This window comes from Streptococcus sp. WM07 (assembly GCF_004570525.1).
Classification (GTDB): domain Bacteria; phylum Bacillota; class Bacilli; order Lactobacillales; family Streptococcaceae; genus Streptococcus.
Window position 1 is genome coordinate 14,923 of sequence record NZ_SPPZ01000015.1, and the last position, 13,146, is coordinate 28,068.

General features: G+C 41.2%; 14 protein-coding genes and 2 pseudogenes. 3 read left to right on the forward strand and 13 right to left on the reverse strand.

The window, feature by feature from the left end:
* Positions 1-5 precede the first annotated feature (5 nt).
* A complete protein-coding gene (locus tag E4T71_RS03125; RefSeq protein WP_135036708.1) occupies positions 6-851 on the reverse strand; it encodes an undecaprenyl-diphosphate phosphatase in 846 nt (281 codons plus the stop codon).
* A gap of 201 nt (positions 852-1,052) precedes the next feature.
* Here E4T71_RS03125 and E4T71_RS03130 point away from each other — a divergent pair, with 201 nt between their 5' ends.
* Both E4T71_RS03130 and E4T71_RS03135 read left to right on the forward strand, forming a co-directional pair.
* Entirely contained in the window at positions 1,053-2,615 is a 1,563-nt protein-coding gene (locus tag E4T71_RS03130) for an ABC transporter substrate-binding protein/permease (RefSeq protein ID WP_135036711.1), read from the forward strand.
* Positions 2,612-3,352, forward strand: a complete 741-nt coding sequence (locus tag E4T71_RS03135; protein ID WP_135036713.1) for an amino acid ABC transporter ATP-binding protein — start codon at positions 2,612-2,614, stop codon at positions 3,350-3,352. Before E4T71_RS03130 ends, E4T71_RS03135 begins: the two co-directional genes overlap by 4 nt.
* A 192-nt stretch (positions 3,353-3,544) precedes the next feature.
* Here E4T71_RS03135 and E4T71_RS09760 read toward each other — a convergent pair whose 3' ends face one another.
* The 12 genes and pseudogenes from E4T71_RS09760 to E4T71_RS03200 all read right to left on the reverse strand — a co-directional run.
* On the reverse strand, positions 3,545-3,709 hold the full coding sequence (locus E4T71_RS09760) for a hypothetical protein (protein ID WP_167758465.1): 165 nt from the start codon (positions 3,707-3,709) through the stop codon (positions 3,545-3,547).
* 60 nt (positions 3,710-3,769) lie between these two features.
* On the reverse strand, positions 3,770-4,180 hold the full coding sequence (locus tag E4T71_RS03145) for a TraX family protein (RefSeq protein WP_135036719.1): 411 nt from the start codon (positions 4,178-4,180) through the stop codon (positions 3,770-3,772).
* Positions 4,181-4,273: 93 nt separating this feature from the next.
* Positions 4,274-4,492 (reverse strand): hypothetical protein, encoded by a 219-nt coding sequence (locus tag E4T71_RS03150; protein ID WP_135036721.1) that lies wholly within the window; start codon positions 4,490-4,492, stop codon positions 4,274-4,276.
* 307 nt (positions 4,493-4,799) lie between these two features.
* On the reverse strand, positions 4,800-6,470 hold the full coding sequence (locus tag E4T71_RS03155) for a DAK2 domain-containing protein (RefSeq protein ID WP_135036724.1): 1,671 nt from the start codon (positions 6,468-6,470) through the stop codon (positions 4,800-4,802).
* A 2-nt stretch (positions 6,471-6,472) separates the two neighbouring features.
* The gene (locus tag E4T71_RS03160; RefSeq protein ID WP_135036726.1) at positions 6,473-6,838 is read right to left on the reverse strand and encodes an Asp23/Gls24 family envelope stress response protein; all 366 of its coding nucleotides are present in this window, start codon (positions 6,836-6,838) and stop codon (positions 6,473-6,475) included.
* A gap of 140 nt (positions 6,839-6,978) precedes the next feature.
* The gene (gene rpmB, locus E4T71_RS03165; RefSeq protein ID WP_002885786.1) at positions 6,979-7,167 is read right to left on the reverse strand and encodes a 50S ribosomal protein L28; all 189 of its coding nucleotides are present in this window, start codon (positions 7,165-7,167) and stop codon (positions 6,979-6,981) included.
* Positions 7,168-7,255: 88 nt separating this feature from the next.
* Entirely contained in the window at positions 7,256-7,690 is a 435-nt protein-coding gene (locus tag E4T71_RS03170) for a threonine/serine exporter family protein (RefSeq protein WP_135036729.1), read from the reverse strand.
* A 10-nt stretch (positions 7,691-7,700) separates the two neighbouring features.
* Positions 7,701-8,450: a threonine/serine exporter family protein gene (locus E4T71_RS03175; protein ID WP_135036734.1), complete on the reverse strand. Its 750-nt coding sequence runs from the start codon at positions 8,448-8,450 to the stop codon at positions 7,701-7,703.
* Positions 8,451-8,471: 21 nt separating this feature from the next.
* Entirely contained in the window at positions 8,472-9,203 is a 732-nt protein-coding gene (locus E4T71_RS03180) for a gamma-glutamyl-gamma-aminobutyrate hydrolase family protein (RefSeq protein ID WP_135036736.1), read from the reverse strand.
* Positions 9,204-9,360: 157 nt separating this feature from the next.
* Positions 9,361-10,584: pseudogene (locus E4T71_RS10185) on the reverse strand (aminotransferase class I/II-fold pyridoxal phosphate-dependent enzyme).
* Between the two features lie 113 nt (positions 10,585-10,697).
* Positions 10,698-12,038: a dipeptidase gene (locus E4T71_RS03195; protein ID WP_135036746.1), complete on the reverse strand. Its 1,341-nt coding sequence runs from the start codon at positions 12,036-12,038 to the stop codon at positions 10,698-10,700.
* Positions 12,039-12,123: 85 nt separating this feature from the next.
* Positions 12,124-12,891, reverse strand: a pseudogene (locus E4T71_RS03200) (YfcC family protein); the annotation flags it as partial.
* A 41-nt stretch (positions 12,892-12,932) separates the two neighbouring features.
* On the opposite strand from E4T71_RS03200, the gene E4T71_RS03205 reads away from it, so the two are divergent.
* Positions 12,933-13,146: helix-turn-helix domain-containing protein (locus tag E4T71_RS03205; RefSeq protein ID WP_135034965.1), on the forward strand; the 214-nt coding region annotated here is incomplete at its 3' end.

Below are 13,146 nucleotides of genomic sequence, written 5' to 3' on the forward strand. Positions count from 1 at the left end.
CCACCTTATGCTAAAAAGGCTCGTACCCCCGCATAGATAAGCAGTAATACTCCAAGTACAATCCGGTATTTTCCAAAAATTGTAAAATCGTTCTGCTTAACGTAACCAGTAAGGAAGCGAATCGCATAAAGGCTGACCCCAAAAGCTGTTAGCATTGCCACTCCCAATAGCAGACCTTCAGCCCCTGTTAAAGTATTACCATTCAAGATAAATTTCAACACCTTCACTCCGCTAGCTCCAAACATAACGGGAATTCCCAAGAAAAAGGTAAACTCTGTCACTACTGAACGACTCGTACCATTCAAAAGACCTCCCACAATGGTAGCCCCTGAACGACTGGTACCAGGAAACAGAGCCAAGACCTGGAATAGTCCAATTTTGAAAGCCGTAGCATAAGGCAATTCCTCGAGTTTCGTAATAGTTGGATACTTCACGAATTCCTGCTTCTCAATAGCCAAGAAGGCAACCCCGTAAATAATCAACATTAGAGCAATCGAGACTGGATTGTAAAAATGCGTTTCAAACCAATCATCTAGGGGAACTCCAATCACCATAGCTGGTAAGATAGCCACTAAAACCTTAGACCACAGAGACCACGTTTGGCTAACCTCTTTTTTAGTTTTTCCTGGTTTAAAAGGGTTTAGCTTATCGAAATAGATTACAACAACAGCCAAAATGGCGCCAAGCTGGATAACCACATTGAACATATCCATAAATCCGGCAGATACCCCTTTAAAGCTCACAAACTCCTGAAGTAAGAGTAGATGTCCCGTACTTGAAATCGGTAACCACTCTGTAATTCCCTCTACAATTCCAAATAAAATTGCTTTTAAAATTTCAATCAGCATCATTTGCTTTTATCCTCCATAACAGACATAATTATACCACAGGAAACAAAGGAGCAACAAAAAGATTCTCGAACCAAACCTGCCTATAAAGGTTCGCGGCGTGAAAACACAGCAGAATACACTTTAAAACGTTTTCACTAAAAAATTATATTGATTTGTCTACCTTTTTCCATTACAATGAAAGAAATTCAGAAGGAGGTTCCTATGAAAAAGTTAGTAATTACCCTACTCACGGGCTTAGCACTGATGTTGGCTTGGGTTAATCCAGCCTATGCAGATGACTATCTTCGAGTTGGGATGGAAGCAGCCTATGCTCCTTTTAACTGGACACAGGACGACGACAGTAACGGTGCCGTTCAAATTGAAGGCACAAACCAATATGCCAATGGCTATGATGTACAAATCGCTAAAAAAATAGCTGAAAAGCTTGGAAAGAAACCATTAGTCGTTAAAACAACTTGGAATGGATTAATCCCTGCCCTAACCTCTAAGAAAATCGACATCATCGTCGCAGGGATGAGTCCAACTGAAGAACGTCGCAAAGAGATTGTCTTCTCTAACAGCTACTACCGTAGTCAACCGGTTATCGTTGTTCGAAAAGATTCCGACTATGCCAATGCCAAATCACTAGCTGATTTCAAAGGAACCAAACTCACATCGCAACAGGGAGTTTACTTATACGACTTGATTGACCAAATCGACGGGGCTTCCAAAGAAACAGCTATGGGCGACTTTGCTCAAATGCGTCAAGCTTTAGAAGCAGGAGTTATTGATGGATACATCTCTGAACGACCTGAAGCTCTCACAGCTGAAGATGCAAACTCTATCTTTAAGATGGTCAACCTAGATCCTGGCTTCAAAACCAGTGATGAAGAGGTTACAACTGCTGTAGGAATGCGTAAAGATGATATACGCATTGATGAAGTAAATACGGCTATTGCGGAAATTTCATCTGAGCAACAAGTAGCCTTAATGGATGAAATGATCAAAAGCCAGCCACTTGAAAGTGATACCGAGGAAGAAACACCAAACTTCTTCCAACAAATGCTAGGCATTGTTCAAAATAACGGCTCTCAATTCTTACGCGGAGCTGGTATCACCCTTTTGATTTCGATTATCGGTACTGTTGTCGGTACTGGTATTGGACTCTTAATTGGCGTTTACCGAACAGCTCCTCAAGCTAAAACAAAAGCTCTAGCCTTTTTCCAAAAACTCTTTGGTTGGTTCCTCAATGCCTATATTGAAATTTTCCGTGGTACACCGATGATCGTACAATCCATGGTTATCTACTACGGAACTGCCCAAGCCTTTGGAATAGACATTGACCGGACACTTGCAGCCATCTTTATTGTTTCCATCAACACTGGTGCCTACATGAGTGAAATTGTCCGTGGTGGTATCTTTGCCGTTGATAAGGGGCAATTCGAAGCTGCCACTGCTTTGGGAATGAATCATAGCCAAACCATGCGTAAGGTTGTCTTGCCACAGGTTATCCGCAACATCCTTCCTGCTACAGGTAATGAGTTCGTTGTAAACATCAAAGATACATCCGTATTGAACGTAATCTCCGTGGTTGAACTCTACTTTGCTGGAAATACCGTTGCAACTCAAACCTACCAATATTTCCAAACCTTTACCGTAATCGCGATTATCTACTTCGTTCTTACCTTTACCGTAACTCGTATCTTACGTTATGTGGAACGTCGTCTAGATACTGATACATACACTACCGGAGCAAATCAAATGCAAACAGAGGTGGTTAAATGACGCAAACTATTCTTGAAATTAGAAACCTAAAAAAATCTTACGGTCAAAACGAAGTCCTAAAAGACATTTCCTTAACCGTAAACAAGGGAGAAGTAATCTCTATTATCGGAAGCTCAGGAAGTGGAAAATCAACCTTCCTCCGCTCCATTAATTTGCTTGAAACACCAAGTGCAGGGGAAATCTTCTACCACGGAAAAGACGTCTTAGCAGATGAACACGACCTCACAACCTATCGTGAAAAATTGGGAATGGTTTTCCAAAACTTCAATCTCTTTGAGAATCTCAATGTCTTGGAAAATGCCATCGTTGCTCAAACAACCGTTCTCAAACGAGAACGCTCTGAAGCTGAAAAAATTGCTAAGGAAAACCTCAACAAGGTTGGTATGGGAGAGCGATACTGGTTAGCCAAACCTAAACAACTCTCTGGTGGACAAAAACAACGGGTTGCAATTGCCCGTGCCTTGTCCATGAATCCTGACGCTATTCTCTTTGATGAGCCTACATCAGCCTTAGATCCTGAAATGGTCGGTGAGGTTCTCAAAATCATGAAAGACTTGGCCCAAGAAGGCTTGACCATGATTGTGGTAACACACGAAATGGAGTTTGCCCGTGACGTATCCAGTCGAGTCATTTTCATGGATAAAGGCGTTATCGCTGAAGAAGGACGTCCAGAAGATATCTTTACAAATCCAAAAGAAAATCGAACACGTGAATTCCTTCAACGTTATCTTAGTTAAAAAAAGCTTCCCGATTTGGGAAGCTTTTTTCTGTTATTGAAAATACTATGATAGCAAAGACTCAAACATATAAATAAGAGTTAAGTGTAAGGGATAAGCAATATAGAATAGATTCTTCTCCCAAGATTTTCCCTGACCTCCACGTTGCCCATTATAAGCAGTAATCAGTGGGATAGCCAAGCATTGCATAAATTAATGATCATAGGCTAAATAAGTCCATAAATCTGGATAGAAGCCGGACATCCCTTGATAACTAATAAAAGTCTTCAAACCTAAACCTATAGACGTCACCAAGAGCACAGTAGTAGCAGCTCTTTTAGAACCTGGAAAGAAAGTCAGAATTAATCCAAGTGGCAATAAATACAGTCCTCCTTCAGTCATCAAGGTAAAGAGAAGCAAAGGTAAAAGGTACAGAATTTATAACCAAGAACCTGAACTCGCTTTTCTAATTTGATCTACCAAGGTAAAGATTAAAAAGAAACAGGCTAGAGTTAGAAATATATTGTTCCCATTTATCAAGAGCCAAATATCGAAGTTTCCTGTGAGAAGATTGAGATAGTTGCCTGTCAACCAATTGTGGAGGATATTAATGATCAGCATCAGACCAGCCCCCGATAATAATCGTAAGAAGTAAGCCTTGCGATTAGAGGTATGACAAAAACCCTCCATCAAAAGAAAAAGGAAAAGTGGTGCTACAAAGCGTCCAATCCAGGAAACCCAAAATGGTAATCCTAATAAGTCCCCAAAATGCGTATAAACATGGTCAATAATCATACCCAATAAGGCTATGACTTTCAATTGAAAACCCGTTAATTGTACTTTTGTCATGTAGACTTCCTTTTAGCATTTCTGGACAATAAAAAAATCGGCTAGAAAAAAGGGTATCCTAATTCTTTTCTAACCGATTTTATCTAGGAATGACTACGCATCGTCGAATTTATCGTGATTCTTATCGTAGTAATCAATCAATCCCAATGCAGTCTCAAATGAAATATTTTTCACCTGTGCACGACCTTGTGCTAGAGCAATAATAGACATTTCACGAGCATTAGTTTCTTTTGAAATGCGGTAACCAGTGATTTTTTTATCACGTACCCAACCTACTACTGTCTCGACTTTTTCAAAGTTAGACTTAGCCATGGTATCCTCCCTATATTTATTATCTCCAGACATTCATTGTAAATCATTTTAGACAGCTTGTCAATTATATTAAAAAGAATTCCCATAAGATTCAGTCAACAAGAATAGTTATCTGAACAATATAGCAGCTTGCAAGTCCCATTCTCAATGACAAATTCTGAAAGTGTCTAATTTTGATCGGAATCCTGTCTAACGTCCTATCATTTCCATATTTACTATACCAAACATGACTTTTTTATTCAAGCAAAAAGCTCAATCTAACAAAAAAATACCTCGAAAACAACGGATCGAGGTATTGCTTTTACGTTTACTCTGCTGAGAAAATATACGGATAAACCGGCTGATTCCCTGGGAAAATTTCAACTTCTAAATCTTCAAAACGATGCTCTAATTTTTCTTGAAGACCTTCTGCAAACTCTTCTGAACCTTCTTCTCCAACATAGATGCTGAAGATCTCTTTGTCATCCAAGTCCATTTTATCAACCATCAAATCAAGAGCAGTTTCAAGATCAGCATTGGAAGCTACAATTTTACCTTCTACCATAGCTAGAAAATCATTTTCATGAATTTCCAAACCATCAATGGTCGTATCACGAACGGCATGGGTTACAGATGCTGAAACCACTTCCTCCAGAGCTTGGGTCATCCGTTCTTGATTCTCCTCCAAGCTACGGCTTGGATCAAAGGCCAAAAGACTCGTCAATCCCTGAGGAGCTGTCCGGCTTTCAACTACTACAGCAGATTCTTCCACGACTTCTGCGGCAGATTGTGCAGCCATAAAGATATTTTTATTATTTGGTAAGAGAATAACCTTGTCCGCGTTAACTTCTTCAATAGCTTTGACGAAGTCTTCTGTAGACGGGTTCATTGTCTGACCACCTTCAATCACATAGTCTGCACCAGAAGCTCGGAAAATCTCAGCCATTCCTTGACCAGCTACGACTGTTACTACCGCATACTCTTTGCGAGGACCTTTACTGTCCGTAGCTTGGGAGGCTTCTTTTTCAACCTGTGCTTCATGCTGGTTGCGCATATTGTCGACTTTCACTTTTACCAAAGAACCATATTTAAGACCCTCTTGCATGACCAATCCAGGATCTTCTGTATGGACGTGAACTTTTACAATTTCATCGTCATTAACAACCAAAAGGGAGTCCCCAAGGTCATTGAGATAATTACGGAATTCATCGTAATCAAAGCCCTTCACATAGGTTGGACCTTGTTTCAATGCGACCATAATCTCGGTACAGTAACCGAATGTTATATCCTCAGTCGCAACATGACCTGCTACAGACTTATGGTGCTCTGCATTAATCATCTCACCCATCATAGCTGGTGTTGCTTCAAAGTCCTCAGAAGCAATATATTCTCCATTTAGGGCAGACAAAAAACCTTCGTAAATGAAAACAAGTCCTTGCCCTCCAGAATCGACAACACCGACTTCTTTCAATACAGGCAACATATCTGGAGTCTTAGCCAAGGCAGCCTTAGCCCCTTCAAGAGCTGCTTCCATAACTTCAACAGCATCATTGCTAGTCTCAGCCTTCTTAACCGCTCCAATTGCAGCTCCACGGGATACTGTGAGGATTGTCCCCTCTACAGGCTTCATAACAGCCTTATAGGCCACCTCAACACCAGATTGGAAAGCATGAGCCAAGGCAGCTCCATCTAACTCTTCGAGATCCTTAACACCTTGAGAGAAACCACGGAACAATTGGGAGGTAATAACTCCTGAATTCCCACGGGCACCCATCAAGAGTCCCTTCGCAAAGATATTAGCAGCTTCTGCCACTGTCTGCGCGGGCTTGTCTGCAACTTCCTTAGCACCATTTTCAATGGTCATTCCCATATTAGTCCCCGTGTCTCCATCTGGAACAGGGAAAACATTCAATGAGTTTACATATTCAGCTTGATTGGTCAAGCGAGTGGCAGCTGCTTGAACCATCTCCTGGAATAAACTGGTTGTAATATTTGCCACGACTACTCTCCTACAATTTTAATATTTTGGATATAAACATTGACTGCCTTAGCAGAAATACCCAGTTGATTTTCTAGACTGAAGATAACACTTTCTTGAATATTCCGTGAAACCTCACTAATCTTAGTGCCATAGCTTAGTACAGTATAGACATCCACCTCGATATCCCCGGCCTCATTACTGCGAACGACAACTCCCTTGGAGTAGTTTTCCCGACCTAGAAGAGCCTGGAAATTATCTTTGATAGCATTCTTACTAGCCATGCCACCCACACCAAAAATCTCCGTCGCTGCACCACCAACAATGGTCGCAATGACATCATCAGTCAACTCAATCTGACCATCACGCGTATTGATTTTTACTGTCATCTTCTTCCACCTCAATTTTCTTATAGCCTATTTTACCACATTTTGGGATAGGTGTACAAATCCAGCCCAACTGTCAAAGCCTTTCACAGCACAGCAAATAAAAAAGGAGATTGGAAATCCAACCTCTTTTTTAAGCTTGATTAAACGCGTTCAACTTTACCTGATTTAAGCGCACGAGCTGAAGCCCAAACTTTTTTAGGTTTACCGTCAACCAAAATTGTAACTTTTTGAAGATTTGGTTTAACTGCGCGTTTTGTTTTATTCATCGCATGAGAGCGGTTATTACCAGATACAGTTTTACGACCTGTAAAATAACATACTTTTGCCATTTCGTCATTCCTCCTATTTAGTTTTAAGGGTTCTACACCACATACCGTAAAATATTACCACAATTTCTCATCTTTGGCAAGTCATGACTCAGGATTTTCTTATTTTTCTCCCTAAGAACACCACTCCTTCCGCCAAAACAAAACCAAGGGCAAGAGAAAAACAAATTAGCAAGGTCTGAACAAAAAAGGACTGCCCCTGTAAAACCTCCCCTTGGGCAAAATAGCGCATGGACGTGGCAATTGTACCCCCAGGCACCAAGGAAATCATACAAGGAATCGATAAAATATTGACAGGTGTCCCTATACGTTTGGCAAAATAATTTGACAAGATACCAATCATCAGACTAGCCACCAAATTCGCTAACCAAATACCACCCGTCATTTCCATAATTGAAAGATAAGCTATCCAAGACAGACCACCTGTAATAGCAGAACTCAACAAGGTTTGGCGAGGAGCATTAACCACCATCCCATAGCCCAAACTACCACAGAAACTTAAGACAAAACCTAAGAAAAAGATCATCTCCCACCTCCTAGATTAGAGCCTTAAATAAGAGATTTGCCATCATAACACCTCCACCAATCGAGGCCGCAATCAAAAGTGCATTCACAGCCCGGACCAAGCCAGAAATGGTATGCCCTCCCAAAAGTTCCCGTAGCGAGTTGGTTAAGGCCACACCTGGTACCAAGGGCATTAGAGAAGAAATCAATAGAACTTCAAAAATCTGCCCCCAGCCTAAGTGGTAAAAAACATTCGTTAACAATGCGACTACGAAGGCAGAGACACCTACAGCCAAATAAGGGGGAACCATTAAGCGACTAGCCTCCCTGTTGAGAAAATGGGCAAAAATCCCCAAGAAGAAAGTCAAAAGAAAATCCGATAACGGAGCTAACTCCACCAAATTTGGAGCCATGGAAACAAAACCAGCTCCCATATACTGCTGCCATAAAGGGAAATGAGGGACTCCCTGAGACAAACGCTCTACTCCCAAGCGGAAAGTCTCAAAATCGACCTGACCTTGAACCAACTGCCGGGACAGATGATTCAAATCATGAACCATCTGCAAGTCAACCTGGTAGCGAGGAACCTTTACAACAAAAGAGCGACCACTGTCTTGATTGACTAACAAAATTGATGTCATGGTCACATGGCAGATGATGGGAACTCCAAGAGCTCTACCAACATAATCAATACTAGATTCTACACGCCCCGTTTCAGCCCCACTTGTTAACATTAAGTAGGCAAACTGACCCGCAACGACCAGCACATCTTTTTCCTCCACGGCAAACCTCCAAAGTAAGAACTAGGGTTGGCTAGCTTCAATCAAACCAGCAAATAAGTTATTCATAATCGGAACTGACTGATGCAACATTTCTGGATGCCACTGGACACCCACATAAAACGGATAAGCATCATTTTCAATAGCTTCTATCACTCCATCCGCTGACTCCGCTGTCACCTTGAAACCTTCCCCAAGCTCTCGCACTGCCTGGTGATGGTAAGTATTAACCATTACATGCTTTTCTTGTCCCATCATCTCATAGAGTTTACTGCCTTCTTCGACATCTACTAAATGAGTTGTCTGATGGGGCATATTGCCTTGCATATGCCGAACTTCAAGATTCTCCATGTAAGATAAATCTTGCCACAAACTTCCACCATGGAAAACATTCATAACTTGCATACCACGGCAAATTCCCAAAACCGGCATCTTTTTCTCCAAGGCCTTTTCTAGCAAGGTTGAATCAAACCAATCCCGCAATTCCCATGTTTGACCAATTTTAGGTTTGGGTTCTTCTCCATAGTATTGAGGAGTCACATCATGACCACCAGATAGAATCAAAGCATCAATTTGTTCAACATAGACCTCGATGGCTTCTAAACTATCTACAATAGGGATAATGACCGGAATTCCCCCATTTTGGAGAACAGATTGAACATAATCTTCATTGACATAAGCACGGCGGTAACCTTCAGAAGAACCATACTTTGTCAGCAATACACTTCCTGCTATACCAATTAATGGTTTTTTCATCTTACTTCCTCCATTTTTTCTGAAAACTTATCCTCTATCATACCACTTTATTTTCAATTTCGGAATAATTCTGATTCTCCTACATCCAAAAGCAAAACTGGGCAGACCAATCCCTCTTTCAATTCAAAAAATACGAAAATTCCTAAGATTCTGATCCTCACTCATCAAACTGCCGTAAAAATTGCGAAAGAAGTTCTAACCCCTTTTCCAAAATCTTTGTCTGAGTACAATAACCTAGACGGGCATAGCCCGCATATCAAAGCGATTCCCTGGAACTAATAGCACACCGGTCTCCTTCAATAAGCGGATACAAAAAGCCCCCGTCTCTTCTGGAATATTCAGTTTGATAAAGGAAGTAGAGACATGCCGAGGGAGTATTACTGATACCCGTGATTCCTGCTTCACCCACTTTCTAACAATTTCCAAGTTAGCACAGACAATCGAGCGATTACGTTCCAAAATAAGGTCCTTGTGGCGCAAGATATGTGTTGCTAGGAAATCATCACAGACACCCGCAGAAATCATAGTATAATCACGGTACTTCCGAAATTTGTCAGACAATTCAGGGAACTTCTAAAAACCTCTGTTTTTCTTTAATTTGAGTTGCTAAAACCTTGATAAATCAACGATTAGAATTTTAGAGATTGAGTTTTTAGAGGTGCCCTTCATCATTGGCAACAATACAACCAACACGAACCTCAGGAACAGAATAAGTTTTAGAGACACTGTTAGTAGAGATCCCTTTCTCATAAAGATCAAAAATCGGTGGCACATCTAGCCCCAGTTCTAGCGGTTTATAGACCTCATCCGACAGAATATAGGCTCCCACCTCACACGCAATCTTCACCAATTCTTCCAAATAATTCCGATCCATAACGGCACCCGTTGGGTTATTCGCATTATTGATACAAATCAACTTAGTATCTGGACGAATCAAGCTTCTCAACTTCCCCAAGGATGGCAGCCACTGACTCTCCTCTTGAATCTTCCATAGGCTCACTTCAGCTCCAAAGGAACGTGGAATATCCACCAATTGCTGATAAGTTGGATACATAGAAATTACATGATCTCCCGACTCCACGAGCGCATAAAGTGCCAAATAATTAGCCCCAATAGCCCCATTTGTTTGAAGAATTTGATTAGGCTAGGCTTTTTGATACAGTCTAGCCACTTCTTTTTTGAACTCCGGAGATCCTTCAATCCAACCATAGTTCATTTTTTTCGCAAAAAGCTGGTCTAACAGAACTTCCTTACCCGTATCCCCAATTTCCAGAATCTCATCTAAAGTCAGGGAAGCAATAGATGAGCCCGCAATATCATAAACCGCATCTTTCTCCCAGATATTTAACCATTCTTCAATCCCAAATGCTTGAATATCCATAGGCTCTTCTCTTTTTATCTTTATTATAAAAGAAAGAAGTAGACTGACGCAATCTACTTCTTTCAAAAATATCATCCACTAAGGAATCTAAAGAGAAACAACACTGACGATGCTTATTCTGCAGCTAAGCGATAGACTGCTTCCGCATAAATATCCATTGTCTGATAGAGATCTTCTAATGGCATTCGCTCATTTTCCTGATGCTCTGTTTGCTCTGTGCCTGGAAAGCATGCACCAAAGGCCACGCAATTCGGCATCGTACGAGCAAAGGTAGCTCCACCAGAGGAAATCGGTTGACTCAACAAATCCCCTGTCTTATCTTGGTAAACAGACATAAGCGTGGAAACTAACTGACTGTCTAGTGGTACATACAAAGGAGCTAGATAATCGTATTCTTCATACAACAAACCATAGGATTGCGCTTTGGTTTCTAATGTAGAAACTAAAGCATCTTTATCTACTGTTACAGGAATACGAATATCTAAACGAATCTCTGATTTTGTTGCACTGATTGTTAAGCCTGCAATATTAAAACTGAGTGTTCCCGAAGGCTCGTCCGTCACATCACCCAACAATGGGAAACCTGTGGCATCTTCACCAATTCCATTCACAATAAAATCTAGGGCTGGGTGCCTCTCAAAACGCTCCAAAGCCTTTGCTAAACGAACAATGGCATTGACACCCTCAGCAGCATCTTTCGAATGCCGAGAGATCCCAAGAACCATAACTTGATCATCATCGGTTTCATAGTCAAATCCTAACTCTTCCAATTCTGCAATAACTCCTGCTAATAGATGACCAGAATAGCTCGCTTTGGCAGGTACTACATTATAGGCTGTCCCAGCTTCAATACTCAAAGAAGGATGACCTGGCCCAAGTAATTTAGCCTGTAATAATCCCTTTTCAGCATAGGTCAAGGGGAAGGACGAATCAGGTGCAAATCCCATTGTTGCAACTTCCTCCAACTGATTGTACTGGTTCATACAACGCCATAAGGTCTCCTCATCTGTTCCAAAAATAAAACGAATCCGTTTATGAAACTGGACTCCTGCATCCAGCAGGGCTTTAACCGCAAATAAAGCTGCCATCGAAGGACCTTTATCATCCTGAACGCCTCTCCCAATAATAAAATCTCCCTGTACTACAGCCTCAAAGGGAGGTGTCTGCCATTGACTAAGATCACCAGCCGGCACAACATCTAGATGACAAAGAATGGCCAACAGTTCTTCACCTTGTCCAATTTCAGCATAGCCATAATAGCCAGCTGGATCTAGGTATGTTTTAAACCCCATTTTTTCCGTCAAAGCCAGAGTATGCTCAAGAACCTGCTGGATTGCTTGACCAAACGGAGTGTCCGCTTGATGTTCCTGCAAAACAGAAGGAAAGGCAACCAGTTCTTGGATAGCCTGAATACAGGCCTCTTTATGGGATGACCGAATAAAACTTGCTCTCATGATTTCCCCTTTCAATCATACAAAAGGAAAAACTGAGCCAACTGTTTCATCTGTTTGAAAGATAGAACCTGACTCAGAATTTCAATTAGAAGTAGGTCGCAATGACCAAAATAGCTACAGAGACGACGACAATACCTGCAATAAACTTCCCTACAAATTTATACCAAGTACCAATTTCAACATGCCCCAGTGCCAAGGCCCCCATTACAATTCCTGATGTTGGAGCAACCAAGTTCAAGACACCTGATGCAGCTTGAAAAGCTGTGATAACCAAACTCGCTGGTACATTTACAAACTCTGCAAGTGGTGCCATAACTCCCATAGAAGCACCTGCAAGACCCGATGTAGATGGAATCAAGAAAGACATTGGAAGATAAAAGAGATAAGTCAACACGATAAATACTTGCGGAGACAAACCTTTCAATCCTGCTTCGCCCATGTGAAGAATAGTCGCAGTAATCATACCATCGTTCATAATAACCTGAATTCCACGCGCAATGGCGCAGATTAAGGCTACACTAAAAATGTCCGCTGCACCAAACATAAACGCTTTTACCAAACGTTCCTCACTCATCCCATAAATAAGACCAACGACAATACCTGCGATACCAAAAAGCATGGCACCTTCTGGGAAATACCAAGTACCTAGAGCAGCTGTTGAAGAGCCAACAGCCTGACCAATGATTGGAAGACCAATCAACCAATCATTAAACTGCACAAAGATTGTCACACCCAAATCTTCCCATGGAATAAAGCTGCAAATCATGAGTATAAATGTAAACACAAATACCCATAGAACTCGTTTTTGAGCTGGTGTTAATGCCGCATTCACTTCTTGACTTGCTGTGACATTAATACTTAACAAAAAACAAAAATAGCTGTATACTATAAGGTATGAAAGTCGAACTAAATGAATATCAAATTAGCGAATTGAAGCAAGCCCTGAAAGATAAAAAGAATGCACAGCACCATAGGAAAATTCAAGCTCTCATTCTCTACTCTGAATGTCAGAATTTAACAGCAGTAGCTAAATCAGTAGGTTTTGTTCATCAAACTGTACGAAACTTATTGAACCGTTATCTAGAAGGAGGTTTAGAGGCACTCCTTA

What these genes read in the sequence shown, in the direction of transcription:
- E4T71_RS03125 (WP_135036708.1), bottom strand. Translation starts at nt 851, where the DNA reads ATGATGCTGATTGAAATTTTAAAAGCAATTTTATTTGGAATTGTAGAG.
- E4T71_RS03130 (WP_135036711.1), top strand. Translation starts at nt 1,053, where the DNA reads ATGAAAAAGTTAGTAATTACCCTACTCACGGGCTTAGCACTGATGTTG.
- E4T71_RS03135 (WP_135036713.1), top strand. Translation starts at nt 2,612, where the DNA reads ATGACGCAAACTATTCTTGAAATTAGAAACCTAAAAAAATCTTACGGT.
- E4T71_RS03145 (WP_135036719.1), bottom strand. Translation starts at nt 4,180, where the DNA reads ATGACAAAAGTACAATTAACGGGTTTTCAATTGAAAGTCATAGCCTTA.
- E4T71_RS03150 (WP_135036721.1), bottom strand. Translation starts at nt 4,492, where the DNA reads ATGGCTAAGTCTAACTTTGAAAAAGTCGAGACAGTAGTAGGTTGGGTA.
- E4T71_RS03160 (WP_135036726.1), bottom strand. Translation starts at nt 6,838, where the DNA reads ATGACAGTAAAAATCAATACGCGTGATGGTCAGATTGAGTTGACTGAT.
- rpmB (WP_002885786.1), bottom strand. Translation starts at nt 7,167, where the DNA reads ATGGCAAAAGTATGTTATTTTACAGGTCGTAAAACTGTATCTGGTAAT.
- E4T71_RS03170 (WP_135036729.1), bottom strand. Translation starts at nt 7,690, where the DNA reads ATGATCTTTTTCTTAGGTTTTGTCTTAAGTTTCTGTGGTAGTTTGGGC.
- E4T71_RS03180 (WP_135036736.1), bottom strand. Translation starts at nt 9,203, where the DNA reads ATGAAAAAACCATTAATTGGTATAGCAGGAAGTGTATTGCTGACAAAG.
- E4T71_RS03195 (WP_135036746.1), bottom strand. Translation starts at nt 12,038, where the DNA reads ATGAGAGCAAGTTTTATTCGGTCATCCCATAAAGAGGCCTGTATTCAG.